Origin of the sequence: Rhodococcus sp. 05-2256-B1, assembly GCF_002258465.1 — a bacterium.
GTDB classification, from domain to species: Bacteria; Actinomycetota; Actinomycetes; order Mycobacteriales; family Mycobacteriaceae; genus Rhodococcoides; species Rhodococcoides fascians.
The window spans coordinates 518,657-533,950 of sequence record NZ_NOZA01000017.1; the positions used below are offsets into that span (position 1 = coordinate 518,657).

Annotated in this window: 13 protein-coding genes; 4 read left to right on the forward strand and 9 right to left on the reverse strand. The window is 63.9% G+C overall.

Going from position 1 to position 15,294, the window contains the following annotated elements:
- Positions 1-12: 12 nt before the first annotated feature.
- From CH285_RS10725 to CH285_RS10755, 7 genes are all read right to left on the reverse strand, one after another.
- Positions 13-765 (reverse strand): TauD/TfdA dioxygenase family protein, encoded by a 753-nt coding sequence (locus CH285_RS10725; RefSeq protein WP_032389084.1) that lies wholly within the window; start codon positions 763-765, stop codon positions 13-15.
- Positions 762-1,787 carry a D-alanine--D-alanine ligase family protein gene (locus CH285_RS10730; RefSeq protein WP_027495746.1) on the reverse strand — a complete coding sequence of 342 codons (1,026 nt, stop codon included), beginning with the start codon at positions 1,785-1,787 and terminating at the stop codon, positions 762-764. The genes CH285_RS10725 and CH285_RS10730 overlap by 4 nt, the downstream gene beginning before the upstream one ends.
- Positions 1,787-3,073, reverse strand: a complete 1,287-nt coding sequence (locus tag CH285_RS10735; RefSeq protein WP_032389083.1) for an ATP-grasp enzyme — start codon at positions 3,071-3,073, stop codon at positions 1,787-1,789. Before CH285_RS10735 ends, CH285_RS10730 begins: the two co-directional genes overlap by 1 nt.
- Complete coding sequence (locus CH285_RS10740; RefSeq protein WP_230592884.1) at positions 3,070-3,879, reverse strand: O-methyltransferase; 810 nt, start codon at positions 3,877-3,879, stop codon at positions 3,070-3,072. Before CH285_RS10740 ends, CH285_RS10735 begins: the two co-directional genes overlap by 4 nt.
- Complete coding sequence (locus CH285_RS10745) at positions 3,876-5,087, reverse strand: sedoheptulose 7-phosphate cyclase (RefSeq protein ID WP_032374848.1); 1,212 nt, start codon at positions 5,085-5,087, stop codon at positions 3,876-3,878. Before CH285_RS10745 ends, CH285_RS10740 begins: the two co-directional genes overlap by 4 nt.
- Positions 5,088-5,144: 57 nt before the next feature.
- Positions 5,145-5,810 (reverse strand): HAD-IA family hydrolase, encoded by a 666-nt coding sequence (locus tag CH285_RS10750; protein WP_032374847.1) that lies wholly within the window; start codon positions 5,808-5,810, stop codon positions 5,145-5,147.
- A 115-nt stretch (positions 5,811-5,925) separates the two neighbouring features.
- Entirely contained in the window at positions 5,926-7,449 is a 1,524-nt protein-coding gene (locus CH285_RS10755; protein ID WP_094643503.1) for an adenylate/guanylate cyclase domain-containing protein, read from the reverse strand.
- A 154-nt stretch (positions 7,450-7,603) separates the two neighbouring features.
- Here CH285_RS10755 and CH285_RS10760 point away from each other — a divergent pair, with 154 nt between their 5' ends.
- From CH285_RS10760 to CH285_RS10775, 4 genes are all read left to right on the forward strand, one after another.
- Positions 7,604-8,509, forward strand: a complete 906-nt coding sequence (locus CH285_RS10760) for an AurF N-oxygenase family protein (protein WP_027495752.1) — start codon at positions 7,604-7,606, stop codon at positions 8,507-8,509.
- A 53-nt stretch (positions 8,510-8,562) separates the two neighbouring features.
- The gene (locus tag CH285_RS10765) at positions 8,563-10,056 is read left to right on the forward strand and encodes an FAD-dependent oxidoreductase (protein ID WP_051365042.1); all 1,494 of its coding nucleotides are present in this window, start codon (positions 8,563-8,565) and stop codon (positions 10,054-10,056) included.
- A gap of 99 nt (positions 10,057-10,155) precedes the next feature.
- Positions 10,156-11,253 carry a ferredoxin reductase gene (locus tag CH285_RS10770; protein ID WP_032369127.1) on the forward strand — a complete coding sequence of 366 codons (1,098 nt, stop codon included), beginning with the start codon at positions 10,156-10,158 and terminating at the stop codon, positions 11,251-11,253.
- A gap of 24 nt (positions 11,254-11,277) precedes the next feature.
- Positions 11,278-12,720 (forward strand): fatty acid desaturase family protein, encoded by a 1,443-nt coding sequence (locus CH285_RS10775; RefSeq protein WP_027495754.1) that lies wholly within the window; start codon positions 11,278-11,280, stop codon positions 12,718-12,720.
- Between the two features lie 84 nt (positions 12,721-12,804).
- Here the strand turns inward: CH285_RS10775 and CH285_RS10780 are convergent, their stop codons facing one another.
- Complete coding sequence (locus CH285_RS10780; RefSeq protein ID WP_027495755.1) at positions 12,805-14,157, reverse strand: MFS transporter; 1,353 nt, start codon at positions 14,155-14,157, stop codon at positions 12,805-12,807.
- A 121-nt stretch (positions 14,158-14,278) separates the two neighbouring features.
- Positions 14,279-15,166, reverse strand: coding sequence for a DUF5996 family protein (locus tag CH285_RS10785; protein ID WP_032369126.1), 888 nt, complete (start codon positions 15,164-15,166; stop codon positions 14,279-14,281).
- Positions 15,167-15,294: the final 128 nt, after the last annotated feature.

Below are 15,294 nucleotides of genomic sequence, written 5' to 3' on the forward strand. Positions count from 1 at the left end.
TTGAGTCATCGGTCACACAGAGGCAGTCGGGTGGGTGCTCGCCACCATCCCGCGGTGCATCACCCGGTTGCCGACCACCCCGCTGTGATCCGCGCGGTGCATCACACACCTGTTGTCCCACATCACCATGTCGTCGGGGGACCAGTTGTGCCGCAGCAGGTTGTCCTCCCTCGTGGAATGCTCCACGAGGTAGCGAACGGTGTCTCGTGCTTCGTCTTCGGTCAGTCCGCTGATCGCGACACAGCGAGCGGGCGCGGACAGCGACAGCGCGGTGCGTCCCGATATCGGGTGAACGGCGAAGAGTGGATGGTCGGCGGAAGAATCGGAATCCGACGCCACGCCGGTCACTCGGTGCGTCACCGTGCGCCCGGCCAAACGCTCCTTCACTTCCGCTGGAAGCGTCTCGTATGCGGCGTATTGGTCGCTGAACAACGTACTGCCGCCGGCCGCGGGAACTTCGACCGCGCGTAACGCGGTGTAGGCGGGAGGATTCGGAATGTAGGTGGTGTCGACGTGGAACGTGGACTTCGGCGGCGTGGAACGGCCGACGTTGCTGATGACGTTCAGATCCGGACAGTCGGGAACAGGCGTCTCGCCTTCGGTGAATATCAACTCTCCGAATCGGCGCAGGAACGCCAGGAAGCGCTGATCGTCGACGGGCTGGTTCGGCAGGATCAACACCCCGTGTTCGGCGAGGAGCTCTCGAAGTTGCTCTATTGAAACCGATTCCAAGTTCAGATCGGCCATCTCGATTCCCAACGTCATGACGACGACTCCTTCACCGGCAGTTCTTCGAGCGCGAATGCGAACAATTCTTCGACGGTGATGCCCGCGGCTGCGGCCATCACCGCCAACACGCTGGACGGCGAATAGGAGCAGTAGAGGCTGGCTTCGAGAAACCACGGCTCGCCGTCCGGGTCGATGCGAAAGTCGAACAGGCCGTAGTGCCGACATCCCAGTGCGATGTGACTCGATCGTGCTGCTGCCCAGACTTTTTCGGTGATCGGATCCGTGACGTCGACCGTCCAGGCTCTGGTCTGCTCTTTCGCCACCAGGTAGAGATCGCCGTCGGATGTGCGATTCAGCTTGTCCGCACTACTGCGGACGGAGTCGACGGCGTACTCCTCGAGGGGCAAGCACACGAGTTCGCCATCTCGGACGATGATCCCGCACCGAACTTCACGACCCAGTGGGACGTACGTCTCCACCAGTGCAGCAGGCGAATACGTCAGAGCCTCTCGAATCGCGGGTGCCAGCCCGTCGGACCCGTGGACCAGCGAGACACCCATCGAGTTGTCCGAATCCACGGGCTTGACCACGACCGGCAGGGCGAGGTCCATCACGTCGTCGGCGGATCGGACGACCACGCCGTCGGGAACACCCACGCCGGCTGCCGCGACGACGGCGCGGGCGCGGGCCTTGTTCGCCGTCAACGCCATGAGGTCCGGACCGTTGCCAGGGTAGGGCACGCCCAGTAGGTCGAACAGGCTGCGGTACGTCGTCATACCCGGCATGCAGAACATCTGCGGAACCATGACGTCGAAGTCGCGCGCCGCGATGAGCTCCACCGCCTGTGCCAACGGCATCTGCTGCGCCGCAGCGATACTCGAATCCTCGAGACCGGTGGGAAAACTCCAGAGGCCGCCCGGGGAGACGAATGCGATCTCGAAGCTGTACGCCGGGTTCGTGCCGAGCGCATCCAGGAAGCCGCCGGCGTAGACCCGAGAGAGGTCACTGTGAAAGCGGTCCACCGAGGACCCGACGAGCACCACGACAGACAACGTCATCAGTCGCCTCCGTTTTCCACGAGTTTGCCGATGTTGAAATCGATTCGGGACCAGCCACGCCGCTCGCGGAGGTTCCGGATCAGCAACGACGGAATCTGAAGATGATGTACCAACAGATACGGCAGGGGATCCCAACCGGTGAGGATGGCGTCCTTGCCTCGAAAGATGGTGCGGAGCCGAGATACTCGATCACCCTCGGTGATCAGACGCCACAGCTCGTGGTAGATCCAGTACGTCGGCCGGGCCGTCGCACGCGGCACGGTCATCGGGTGACCGTCGTCGAGGTACGCGGCAGCCAGGTCGGGGTGGTCGTAGAACATCGTGATGGCCGAGTGGGTGCGCGGGTTGCATTCGATGGCGTAGATCCGGCCGTCGGCGGCGGACTCGATGAAGTCGAACGACAGCTGCCCGGTGGTGTCGAGCGAGGAGACGAATGTCTCGACCCAGCGCAGGATTTCGGGCTTGTCCACCATCTCGTAGTTGACCTGGAAGGCGGACGACACGCAGCAGCCGTACACCTGCAGGCGACCCTCGCGCACCGTGCCGTGCGTGCAGTACTCCTGTCCGGCGATGAATTCCTGCAGGATCCACGGGTCGTTCTCGGTGATGTGCAGGCTCCGGGCGAACGAGGAGTTGCGTTCCGGCGTGTGCGCCGTCAACCGCGTCAGATCCATTCGGCCGACCGGGTTGTACGAGATCCGCTTGAGGATGTACTCACGGCCCGGCGCGAAGTCGAATTCGTCGATCTGGGCGGGGTCGGTGATGCGCTTGAAGTCGGGAACCCGGAGTCCCAATGACGCTGCGTGCTCGGAGAATCGGGACTTGTCGTCGACCATCCGTACGGTATCCGCGTCGCCGTGGATCACCTCGCAGTGCGCATCGAGGAGTGCACGCGCGTCGGCGTCGTGAATACTCGCGGCCGGGCTTGCCACGGGCACGAAGACGTCGACGCCCTCGCGGCGCACGATGTCCAGCAGAGCCTGCGCATATCCCGAATCACCCGGGTCGGGAATGCAATGGAAACGGTCGACAGCGCGGGAGAAACGATGTCCGGTCCAGCGGTACTTCGTCGATTCCACGAGGATCACCCGATGGCCGGCGAGATGGAAGGACCGTGCGAGTTGCAAGGCTTTGGTCATCTTGCCGCCACTGATCAGAATCGTTCTGGGCGAATCGGTTCGATGGGCGACGGGCCGGGTACCGCGCAGCGCGGCCACCCCGACCGCCGCGAGGTCGACGGGGAGGGTGACCGTGAGGCCGATCAGCGCCGCAACGGTGCGGATCATGTGCGCCGGATCAGTGTCACACCGTCGCGCAACGGAATCAGAACTTGCTCCACGCGAGGGTCGTTCGCGACATAGTCGTTGAACTCGGCGATGGCCCGGCCGTTCTCGTTCGGCTGCGGAGCGTAGGGCTGACCCTGCAACAGGGTGTTGTCGACGGCGATCACGGCACCGTCGGAGAGCAGATCGCTCTCGAGCAGGTACTCCACGTACCCGCGGTATCCGCTCTTGTCGGCGTCGACGAACACCAGATCGAACGTCCCGTCGAGCCCGTGCAGAGTATCCAGCGCAGGCCCTACCTGCACCGAGATGGCAGATCCTGCAGTCGATTCCGCGAAGCAGGACTGCGCGAACTCGGCCACGTACGGATCCACCTCGCAGGCGACGACCTCGCCGCCCGCGGGCAGCGCCTCGGCCATGGCCAACGCCGAGTAACCGGTGAACATACCGATCTCGAGCACCCGAGTCGCCCGCGTCATGTGCACGAGAAACGCCAGGAAACGTCCCTCCACATGGCCGGAGAGCATTTCCATCTCCAGGGGCCCGGAACCGGAGACCACGTCGCGTGATCCCCAATCCGCAGAGCGGGTCCGCGACGCCAACGTGGCCAGTGCCGCAGATTCGGAGGTGGTGCAGGTGTCGAGATACGGGTCGAGTCCCGCGGCGAGATCGCGGGCCCGATGAATACGGGTGGTCAGCTCGTCGGTCACCCCGGCGTCGGCGTCGAGTAGCGCGGCTATCTCGCTGAGCTCGCGCGCCAGGATCGTCGTCGGGGTGACCGGACGCGGCGTCATGGCTGCATCGGTCACGGCGTGGGTGCGGTGAACATGTCGAGACCCTCGCCCGCCCGTGGGAAGTCCAGACAGATCTTCTTGTGCAACGACAGGACGTCGGCCAGTTCGCGAGGTTCCAGGTCGTTGAGGAAGCGGCAGGTGCCGATCGGGTCGGGCACCGCGGCACGCAGAATCCCGTCCCGAGTCTTGAGGATGGATGCTGTTGCCTCGGTGAGCAACTCGGGTGTCAGGTACGGGCTGTCCAATGCCAGTCCGATGCTGCTCATGACTCCGAGCACGCGGTCTCTATCAGCCGTCGACAGGTGGCCGCGTTGTTCGGCGACCGTCGTCGACAGGGCCATGTCGATGTTGATCGCGTGGCCGTGAAAGAACGGCGCGGGCGGCGTGAGCTCGAGCGTGGGACTCCACGTGTGCCCGAATGCAATGACTCGGTCGAGGTCGATCTCGTGCAGGTTGGGTGCCTCGAGCTCGAGCATCGTCGCGATTGCCGAGTACGTCAAACGGTCTGCGACCGAACGCAACTCAGGAGTTCCGTCGAGGTGGCCGAACCGGGTGCGTAGCAGTTCCGGGCCGTACTGCTCGAGCAACTCGAAGATCTCGAGGTTGCCGACCACGGAGATCTTGATGAGCTCCGCCATCCCGTTGCGGACCTGATCCTCGGGCAATGTGCCGAGGAAGGAGAAGTCCAACAGCACCTTCTGTGAGGCGTGGTAGGCCCCCAAACGATTCTTGTGCTTGCCGTAGTTGACGGCCACCTTGATCGAGACGCTCGCATCGATCAGGCCGATCAACGTGGTGGGAATGCGGATGTAGGGAGTGTTTCGGCGGTAACTCGCGCACGCGAAACCGGCTACGTCCGTGGTCAATCCACCACCCACCACGAGGACCGGCTCGGTTCGCACGAGACCGAACGCGTCGAACTCGCCGACGATGCGCTCGAACGTCTCCAGTGATTTCGCGGTCTCCGCAATGTGCACCGGCACCACTGTCAGGGCGATACCGTGGTGATCGAAGTATGCACCGATCCGGTCGCCGTAGATGGCGTGCACCGATTCGTCGACAACCATCAGGGCGCGCCCGTACGGACGGTAGCTGTCGGCCAATTCGGTGTTCTCGATCGCGAACACTCCGTCGACGTAGATCAAGTCGTATTCGATCCGCTCGTATCCCTCGACACGAAACGATCTGTCGCCGGCGACGACCTGGGCCTGAAGATTACTCACTTGTTGCTCCTGAGATGTATGAAGGGTCAGGCAAAATGCTCACTCCGCAGGCTCCGCTCAGGCTGAAATCAGGGCGCGGACGCGCTCGGGATCGAGTGCATCGACGGTGTCGGTGGCCGAGCCGAAATCGGTACCGGCAGTGTTCTCGTTCGGGAACGCGACACAGGTGACGCCCGCTGCCGCTGCCGCCTGCACTCCACCGGCGTTGTCCTCGATGGCCACACTGTCGGACGCGTTCTCGCCCAACGTCTTCAAGGCAAATTCGTACGACGCGGGGTCGGGCTTGCCTGCGTCGACCGAGGAGGCGTCGACGATGATGTCGAACGAATCGGCGGTGAGCTCGGGAGACAGGGCAGCGAGCAGTGCGTCGATGTTCTCTCGCGAGGTCGTGGTCACGAAGCCGACCTTCAACCCGTTCGCTTTCGCGGAGTCGATCGTGTCGGCCACGCCCGGTCGCGTCTTGACGTCGGATTCGCCGATCAATCGCTGGAAGATCTCGGACTTGGTGGCGTGCACTGCGGCCGCGTCCACCTCGGTTCCGGTGCTCGACGCGTATTCGCTGATGCGGTCGGCACCGCCGTTCGATCCGAGCATGGACCGGTAGTCGTCCTGCGACCAGTTCCAGTTCAGATTGTGGGCGGCGAAGGCCTCGTTGAACGAGCGTCGCTGTAGCTCGGAGGTGTCGACGAGAGTGCTGATGGAGCCGAACAGAATTGCGGGCATGGGTGCCTTTCGGAGCGAGAGACGTTGTACCAGCAAATGTCTCGCGCCAGCGCGATGGGTGGGTTGGTTCGGGGGGTATGCCCCATCGGCACCGAAAGGGAAACCTTCGAATTTTCTACCGCGTGCTCGCCTGTTCGCCGCGCAGTATCGGAGCCGCCAGAACCGTCGGTGCGGATCGCCCGCGAAGGGTCACGGACCGACCCGATTCCCACAGTTGCCGCTCGTCCGAGGTTGCGTGTTCGAGCACCGTCGACGATGTGAGCACGTCGGTGTCGGGGTCGTCTTTTGCGAGATCGGTGAGCCGCGCAGCCTGATTCACCGTGTCGCCGATGACGGTGTACTCGAAACGGGACTCGGCCCCGATGTTGCCGGCGATCACCGGCCCGTACGTGACGCCGATACCGATCTCGAATCCGCCGTCGGCTCGAAGCGCGGCGGCGAGCGTGCGTGCAGTGCGTAGTGCCGCGGTGGCCGGGTCGGGATGATCGACCGGAGCGCCGAAGATCAGCAGGGCGGCATCGCCCTCGAACTTGTTGACGAAGCCGCCGTTGCGCTCGCCGTGTTCGACGACCACTGCGAAGAATCGATTGAGCAGGTCCACTACCGTCGCGGCGGATTCGCGCTCGGCCAGTGCGGTGGAGCCGACCAGGTCGATGAACAGGACGGCGACGGTTCGGTTTTCGCCGCCGAGACGGGGCGCGCTGGCCAACGCGCGCTGGGCGACGTCGTGGCCCACGTGCCGGCCGAACAGCGAGCGGAGTCGCTCCCGCTCGTCGAGACCGACGACCATCTTGTTGAACCCGTTCTGCAGTCTTCCGATCTCGGACGCGTCGTAGACGTCGACGCGGGTATCGGTGGCACCGGCCTCCACTCGCTGCATGGCAGAGCTCACCTGATGCAGCGGATCGGACACCGAGCGACCGACGAGGAACATGCCGTCGAAGCCGACGACGAGGGCGATGGCAGACAGCGAGACCATCGCGGGGGACAGGTCGACGTCCGGGGGTATGACGGTATCGATCAGGCGGCCGAGTCCGATCAGCCCGAGCCCCAGGATGGGAATGGCCGTGCTCAGTATCCAGATCAGGACGACGCGCAGTTTCACGCCGAGCGCCGCGGCGTCGGTGACCTCGCTGACTTCCATCACCGCGGCGGTGATCGGCCGCAGGGTGCGTTCGGCCACCAGGTAGCCCAGCGAGCAGGTCGCCAGTCCGCCGAAGCTGACGGCGATGGCCACGATGATCGACAGCGCAGCCCCGGCCGAGGCGTTGACGCCGACGAACACCGCAACACCGAGCGCCCACAACAGAACGTGCACGCCGAGTTGCCGGAGGGGTAGCCGGATCACTGCGATCGTGGTCTCGTCCGACGGTGTGCCGCCCGTGTGCAGCCACAGCACGAGCGGCTTCGCCACATGGAGACCGAGCGCGATGCCGAGCCCGATTGCGACCGGCAGATAGACGAAGAAGGCCAGATAGTTGCGGTCGGACAAAATCTCTTCGGAGCCGATCGGCAGCGGCAGGATGAACCGCGCCAACACGAAGACGATGACCGCCCCGATGGCGTTGGCCGACACCATTCCCGCCGCGTAGAGGCGCATCGGGGTGCGGGCGAGGGCGGACCTCAGTGCTGCGATCACTGGCGCTTCTTCGTTCTCTGCACGCTCGAACTCTAGGTGCCCCGACGAAAATAATTCGGGCGATTCTGCCCGAGTGACTATCTGTGTCGACAAGTACCTGGTAATCTCCGTAACAGCTAACCACTCCTGTTCGACGATGAAAGGAACGACGGCGATGACCAGCACACTCTCCAGGAACGATGTCCTCGAGCCCGAGGATGTTTCCGCACGTTTGCTCGATTCCGCCGCCCAGCTGTCGTACGACCCGGCCGAAGAGGTCGACTGGGAGGCCGATCTCGATCCGTCCCTCTACGGTCTCAATCCGGAGTGGAGCACGCTCTACGGCACGAAGTTGTGGGACGAGATGAGCGAAGAACAGCGCATCACGCTCACTCGCCACGAGGTCTGCTCGATCATGAGCACCGGCATCTGGTTCGAGATGATCCTGCAGCAGATGGTGTTGCGCGATCAGTACTGCAAGGACTCGTCCAACTCGGATTTCCAGTTCGCGCTCACCGAGATCGCCGACGAGTGCCGTCACTCGATCATGTTCGCTCGGGCCTGCCAGAAGATGGGCATCAAGGCGTACCTGCCGCGCCGGTCGAGCATCGAACTCGGCCGCGGATTCAAGGCCCTGGCCTCCGCCGAGGTCGCCTACGGCGGCATCCTCGTCGCCGAAGAAGTTCTCGACGTCATGCAGCGCGACTGGATGCGCGGCGAGAACGTACTGCCCCTCGTGCGCACCACCAGCAAGATCCACGTCGTCGAGGAATCGCGACACATGACCTTCGCGCGCGCGCAGATGCGTGAGGACATCGAAGGCAAGAGTCCGGCTCGCCGCAAGGCCAGTGCGCTCGTCGTCGCGATCGCCGCTCGACTGATCGTGTCCAACATGGTCAACAAGGAGGTCTACGCAGCAGCGGGCCTCGACGTCGACCGTGCGGTGAAGGAAGCGAAGAACAACGCCCACCACCACACGATGATGCGCACCTCGAGCGAGCATCTGATGGCATTTCTTCTCGACTGCGGTTTGATCACCAAGCCGGCGGAGATGATCTACCGTCGTCTGCACATGCTCTGACCACACTGTTCGAGAAAACACTGTTCGAGGCCGTGAAGGACATCCGATAACCCATGCCGTTCGCGATCACGCAGAACTGTTGCAACGACGCATCCTGCCTGTCGGTGTGCCCGGTCAACTGCATTCATCCGACCCCCGACGAGCCGGATTTCGGTAAGACCGAGCTGCTCTACATCGATCCACGATCGTGCATCGACTGCGGTGCGTGTGCGGATGCGTGCCCGGTCGACGCGATCACCCGGGTGTCCCGTTTGACTCCGGACCAGCAGATCTACGCCGAGATCAACGCGGATTACTACCGCGACAAGCCGGCGGTTGCGGAGTGGGGTGAGCCGCGCTTTCCGGTGGCGACGGTCAACGAGCTGCCTCCGGTCAGCATCGCCATCGTGGGCACCGGTCCGGCGGCCTGCTACACCGCGCAAGCCCTGCTGCGCGTGCCGGGAACCACGATCACGTTCTACGACCGGCTGCCGACCGCAGGCGGTCTGGCGCGCTACGGCGTGGCACCGGACCACCTCGGCACTCGACGCATCAGCGAGCACTTTCGTGGAATCTTCGCGCACCCACGCGTGACGATGAAGCTCGGCATCGAGGTGGGCAAGGACGTCGATCACGTCGAGTTGGCTCGAAAGTTCGACTCCGTCGTCTATGCCGTCGGTGCCGACAAGGACCGAGCGCTCGAGATTCCCGGTGTCGATCTCGACAATTCGGTCAGCGCGCGCACCCTGGTCGGCTGGTACACCGGGCATCCCGACGTCCCCGCCGACGCCATCGATCTCACGGGCGTCGACCGCGTCACCATCATCGGCAACGGCAACGTCGCCCTCGACGCCGCGCGCATTCTCACGGCCGATCCCGATTCTCTGAACGGAACCGAGATCGCCCCACACGCGTTGGCAGAGCTCCGTCGCAATCGCGTGCGAGAGGTGGTCGTCCTGGCTCGACGAGGACCGGAGTTCGCGGCATTCACACGATCGGAGTGCAAGGCGCTCGTCGATCGCGCCGGAGTCGACGTCGTCGTGGCGGGACCGGACGGAATTTTCGACGCGATCGACCGGCTGCCGTTGTCCGCTCCCGCATCGGCGCTGGCCGGCGCGGCCCGAGTCGATCTCGGATCCGGCGCGCACGGGCGTCGCATCGTGTTCGCCTTCGGGCGGGCACCTTCTGCTGTGCATGGGCAGGGCTCGGTGGAGTCCATCGAGGTGGGAGTGGGTGAACACGCGGTCACTCTCTCGACGGAGCTGGTGCTGCTCGCGATCGGTTATCGCGGAACACCGTCGCCGGGCGTCCCGTTCGACGACATCACCGGCACCATCCGTAACGAGGGCGGCCGCGTCACCGCGGCCGACGGAACTCCGGTGCCCGGGTGTTACGTGGTGGGGTGGGCCAAGCGCGGGGCGACCGGTGGCATCGGCGACAACAAGATCGATGCCGAGGAAACAGCCGAGGCGTTGTTGGCGGATGTACCCACTCGAGGTACCCGGCCGCTGGGCTGGTATGGCAAGGTCAGTGCCGCCTTGGGAGACCGAGTGTCGCGAGCACGCTGACCGGTCGGTATTTCCCGGTTCTGTTCGTGTTGTGTAGCAGTCTCATTCGAGTCTGAGCAATTCCGGCGCGCGGCAGGCCGCCCGGGGTTACCGTTGAGTATGGCTGAACGGGGGGCCAAGCCCCAGGTTTCTTTTGTGAGACGGACGATGCTGCGCGCAGTCCGGTCGTTGTTCAATCCGCTCCGGCCCGACGACTATCTGTCGATGATCAATCCGCTGTGGACCACTCGTGAGCTCCGCGGCAAGGTCGAACGTGTGGTTGCCGAGGGATCCGAGGCCGTGTCGGTGTACATCCGTCCCGGTTTCGAGTGGCAGGGTCACACGCCGGGCCAGTACGTACGGCTCGGGGTGTTGATCGACGGCCGCTATCACTGGCGGGCGTACTCGTTGACGTCCGATCCGGACCCGGAGGACGGGTTGGTCAGCGTCAGTCCCAAGCTCGTGCCGTCCGGCACGGTGTCGCCGTATCTGGTGGGTACCATCAGAACCGGCGATATCGTCCGGCTCAGCGAGGTCGAGGGCGAGTTCACGATTCCGAGTCCGGTTCCGGACAAGATGGTGTTCATCAGCGCCGGTAGTGGCATCACTCCGATCATCAGCATGTTGCGATCCCTGGATCATCACGACCAGGTCCGCGACGTGGTCGTGGTGCACTCGGTGCACAACCGTGAACAGTTGATGTTCGCGGATACGCTCGAGCAACTGGAAGCCAAGCACGACGGGCTGACGGTGAAGCTACGCATCACCAGTGACGAAGGTCGAATGAAGGCGTCGGAACTGGACGAACTGGTCCCGGATTGGCGTGAGCGAGAAGCATTCTGCTCTGGTCCGGGCGAGCATCTCGACGATCTGCGCTCGTACTGGAAAGACCAGGGCGAGTCGGAACGCTTCCATTACGAGAGTTTCCAGCCCGTCATCGGCGGTGGAGACGATGCTGGTGAGGGCGGAACCGTGCGCTTCGTCAACAGCGAGAAGGACGTCGAGTGCGACGGCGGCACAACGATTCTCGCCGCGGGCGAGGAAGCCGGCCTGGATCTGACGTACGGCTGCCGAATCGGCATCTGCCATACGTGCGTAGGTACCCTGAGGAAGGGGCGTTTACGTGACCTACGTAACGGGGATATCTCCGAACCTACGGGGCAAGCGGTTCGGATCTGTGTCAACACTGCTGAGGGCGACATCGAAATCGAACTCTGATCTTCCATTCGAACAGGGGAATGTATGTCTATCGACGAAACCACCAGGCGCGTCACCGACACCGATGAGCCGGTGAACCCGCTGGCGCACCTGAGTGACGAGACGATCGCCGAACTCGCCAAGGAGTTCGACGCCATTCACGACGAGGTGTACTCCAGCCTCGGTGACAAGGACCGCAAGTACATCACCTCGGTGATCGCAGCCCAGCGTCAGCTGCTGGTTGCCGGCCGCGTGCTGTTGCTCGGCTCCACCAGCAAGCCGGCGTGGCTGGCTGGCACCGCATGCCTCGGCATTGCGAAGATCCTCGAGAACATGGAGATCGGCCACAACGTCATGCACGGCCAGTGGGACTGGATGAACGATCCGGAGATCCACTCCTCCGTGTGGGACTGGGACACCGCGTCCACGGCCAACTCGTGGAAGCACTCCCACAACTACGTGCACCACACGTACACCAACATTCGCGGCAAGGACAAGGATCTCGGCTACGAGATCATGCGTATCGATCCGCGTCAGAAGTGGAGCCCCGTCTACCTGGCCCAGCCGTTCTACAACGTGCTGCTGATGGCGTTCTTCGAGTGGGGCGTCGCCCTGCACGATCTCGACATCGAGGCTATCCGTCGCGGAGAGAAGCCCGTCAAGGAGCTCGTCGAGGACCTTAAGGGCATCGGCGTCAAGGCACGGAAGCAGTTCGTCAAGGACTACGTGGGCTGGCCGCTGATCAGTGCCGGGGCATTCGCGCTGGCGCAGCTCGCCTCGGGTGGTCGTCTACCCGAGAGCAAGAGGTCTCGCCTCGCGTCCAAGCTGCGGGGATCCGCGCGTTTCGGCAAGAACCGCCGGACGGCCGCCCTGTTGGACAGTCGGGTCAGTGGTGTCGAGAGCACGTTCCTCTCGACGGTGGCCGCCAACTTTACCGCCAACATCATTCGCAATGTCTGGTCGAACGCGATCATCTTCTGCGGTCACTTCCCGGACCAGGCATACACGTTCAGCCAGGAAGAGGTGGAGAACGAGACCCGCGGCGGATGGTACGTTCGCCAGCTCGTCGGTGCCGCCAACATCGACGGCGGACCGCTGTTCCACCTGATGAGCGGCAACCTGAGCTACCAGGTGGAACACCACCTGTACCCGGACATGCCCAGCACTCGGTACTCGGACGTCGCGCCGAAGATCAAGGACATCTGCGAGCGCTACGAATTGCCCTACAACACCGGGCCGTTCTTTCAGCAGTGGGGCATGGTCCAGCGGACCATCGCGCGATTGGCCTTCCCGGGTGGCAAGGTTCGGCCGAAGCCGGGCCCCTACCGTCCCGAGGAGAGCTGGCGTCGCAAGTTCGCCGAGGGTGCCACCAAGGACAGTGAGGCCGCCAAGACTCGCGGTCGCGTACCGGCCGAGCACCCCGCGGCGGGACCGGAGCACAACTCCGGTGGCGTCGACGTTCAGCCGCCGCCCCGTGGCGACGACTGAGTCTCGTTCCAGGGCAGCTGGTAAGAACCGCGGCCACCCGACTTCCGGGTGGCCGCGGTTCTTTTGTGTGTCGGTTGTGGGCCCCTACGCCATGTCGACATCCTTGGTCTCGATCAGTCTCTTGGTGCAGACCAGACTCAGCACCGACAGCAGAGCCAGCATCACGCCGATCGAGATACTGCCGAACGCGGCCGTGAGCGGTGCGGCAAGCATCGGCGGAATCGCGCCACCGAGAACGCCGGCGAGGTTGTAGCCCAAACCTGCTCCGGTGTAACGGAATCGGGTCTGGAAGAGCTCCGGAAGCAGAGCTCCGGTCGGGCCGTACGCAACACCGAAGATCGCGAGCGTCACGCACATGCCGATCACGAACGCGACCGGTGAGCCCGAGTCCAGCAAGGGGAACAGTGCTATCGACCACGGCACCGCGACGATGCACGCCGCCATGATGACCCGACGTCGGCCGACGCGATCGGAATAGGTTGCCGAGGTGGCGATGGCGATACCGAAGATCACCGCAGCGCCTATCCCGGTGACCAACACGAACGGGCGGTCGAACCCGAGGGTTTTGGTGCCGTAGCTCGTCAGGTATGCGGTCCCCATGTAGAAGAAGGCGAAGAGAGACGCCAATGCGCCTGCCGCAGTGATGATTTCACGCTTCTGGATGCGCCATGCGTCGAAGATCGGCAGTTTGGTCGGTGCCGAGTTCGCCGGAGCGTGCTCCTCGGCGAGCTTGTTGGCTCGAAAGACCGGAGTCTCTTCGATGGCCAACCGCATGTAGAGGCCGATGAGGACCAGAACAGCGCTGAGCAGGAACGGAATTCGCCACCCGTAGTTGAGGAAGGTCTCGTTGGTGTCGCCGAACAGCAGGCCGGTGGCGAGGAAGGTCGCACTGGAGAAGATGAACGCGGCCGAGGGTCCCAGCTGCGGGAACATCGCATAGAACCCACGCTTGCCGGCCGGTGCGTACTCGGCCGTGAGCAGCGTGGCACCCGCCCACTCTCCGCCGACGGCAAATCCCTGCCCGAATCTGAGCAGTACCAGAATGATCGGGGCTGCGACTCCGATGGTCGCTGCGCCGGGCAGTAGACCGATCGCGAAGGTGGACACCCCCATCAACAGCAGGGTCGAGATCAGGGTCTTCTTACGACCGATGCGGTCGCCGAAGTGGCCGAACAGCACCGCACCGACGGGCCTGGCGATGAACGCGACGGCGAACGTCGCGAACGACGCCACGGTGCCCGCGGTCGATCCGAGCGCCGGGAAGAAAATCGTGGGGAAGACGAGCGCGGCGGCAGTGCCGTAGATGAAGAAGTCGTAGAACTCGATCGTGGTGCCGATACCACTGGCAACCGCTACTCGGCGGACGCTCGTCTTCGTCTGCACCGCCGGTGGGGTCGGAGTGGCGACGCCCGGATCCTCGGGCGAGACAGCGGTCATGGTTCCTCCGTTTTTGTCGGGTATCGGGTATATGTGCGATACCGAATGCGACGAACGGTAGTGATCCGGGTCACCCGTGGGATACCCCCGAATGGGGGGAACGATGACCGCCCCACCCGAGCTAGTCCCAGTGGGCGGTCTCGACGGCAGCGCGGTAGGTGTTCTCGAGAAAGGCGAGCAGAAGTGCGTCGGGGTCCTCGGCGGTGCGGACGGACTCGTACGGAAGTACGTACTCGCCGAGATCACGATCGAAGTACGCGGGGGCGGTGACGGCCGGATGACTGTCGTACCCGTCCGGGTTCGGGTAGGCGTACGCGTAGAACGCGCCCTCCGCGGCCCCGCCCGGCCAGAACCCGGCGCTCGACACCTCGTCGCTGTATGCCTCGTGCATCACCCAGTCGGGACAGTTCGGAACACCACCGGGATGTTGTGGTGCAGGCCTTCCGGAGAATCGTGTGACAGCGAGATCGAAAGCGCCCCAGAAGAAGTGGACCGGGCTGGATTTGCCGCGGAAGCCGGCTCGAAACTCCGAGAACACCCGATCAGCGCTGACGAGCGCTCGCCAGAACTTCTGGACGGCATCGGCGTCGTACGACGCGTGCTCGACGTCCTCGGCGAACGGTGTCGCGTGTGGCAGTTCGACCGGCACTGCCACGATCGGAGCCTCCACGCCGAGCCCGGAGAGCAGATCGGTGTACTCGGCGTAGAAGTCGGCAACGGTTCGAGGCTCGAGCCTCATGGTTCGGCGCTCGCCATCGGTGGTGGCGAGGATCAACTGGTGTGCGAGAAAGTCGAAGCGAATCTCAAGGCCTCGATCGCCGAGTGGCATCAGCGACGTCGTCAGGCCCGACGCGTCGACGTACAGCGCAACTCCCCACCAGTGGTTGAGCGGGGGAGACAACGCCATTCGGGTCTTGCCGACTATCTGGGTCCACAGTTGCACCGTGTCGCGAGTGTCCGCCCAGCTGTCGACTCGAAGTTCGGGCCACGCGTCGTACGAATTCGTCATATGTCGATGATGCACGGACGAGGGGAACCAGACCATACCTGTGCCGAGACGCCGGGGCAGCACCTCAGGCGCGCCTCAGGATTCGTCGGTACGGTCGTCGGCAGTTGCGGTACGTCCGCAGCTCGTGA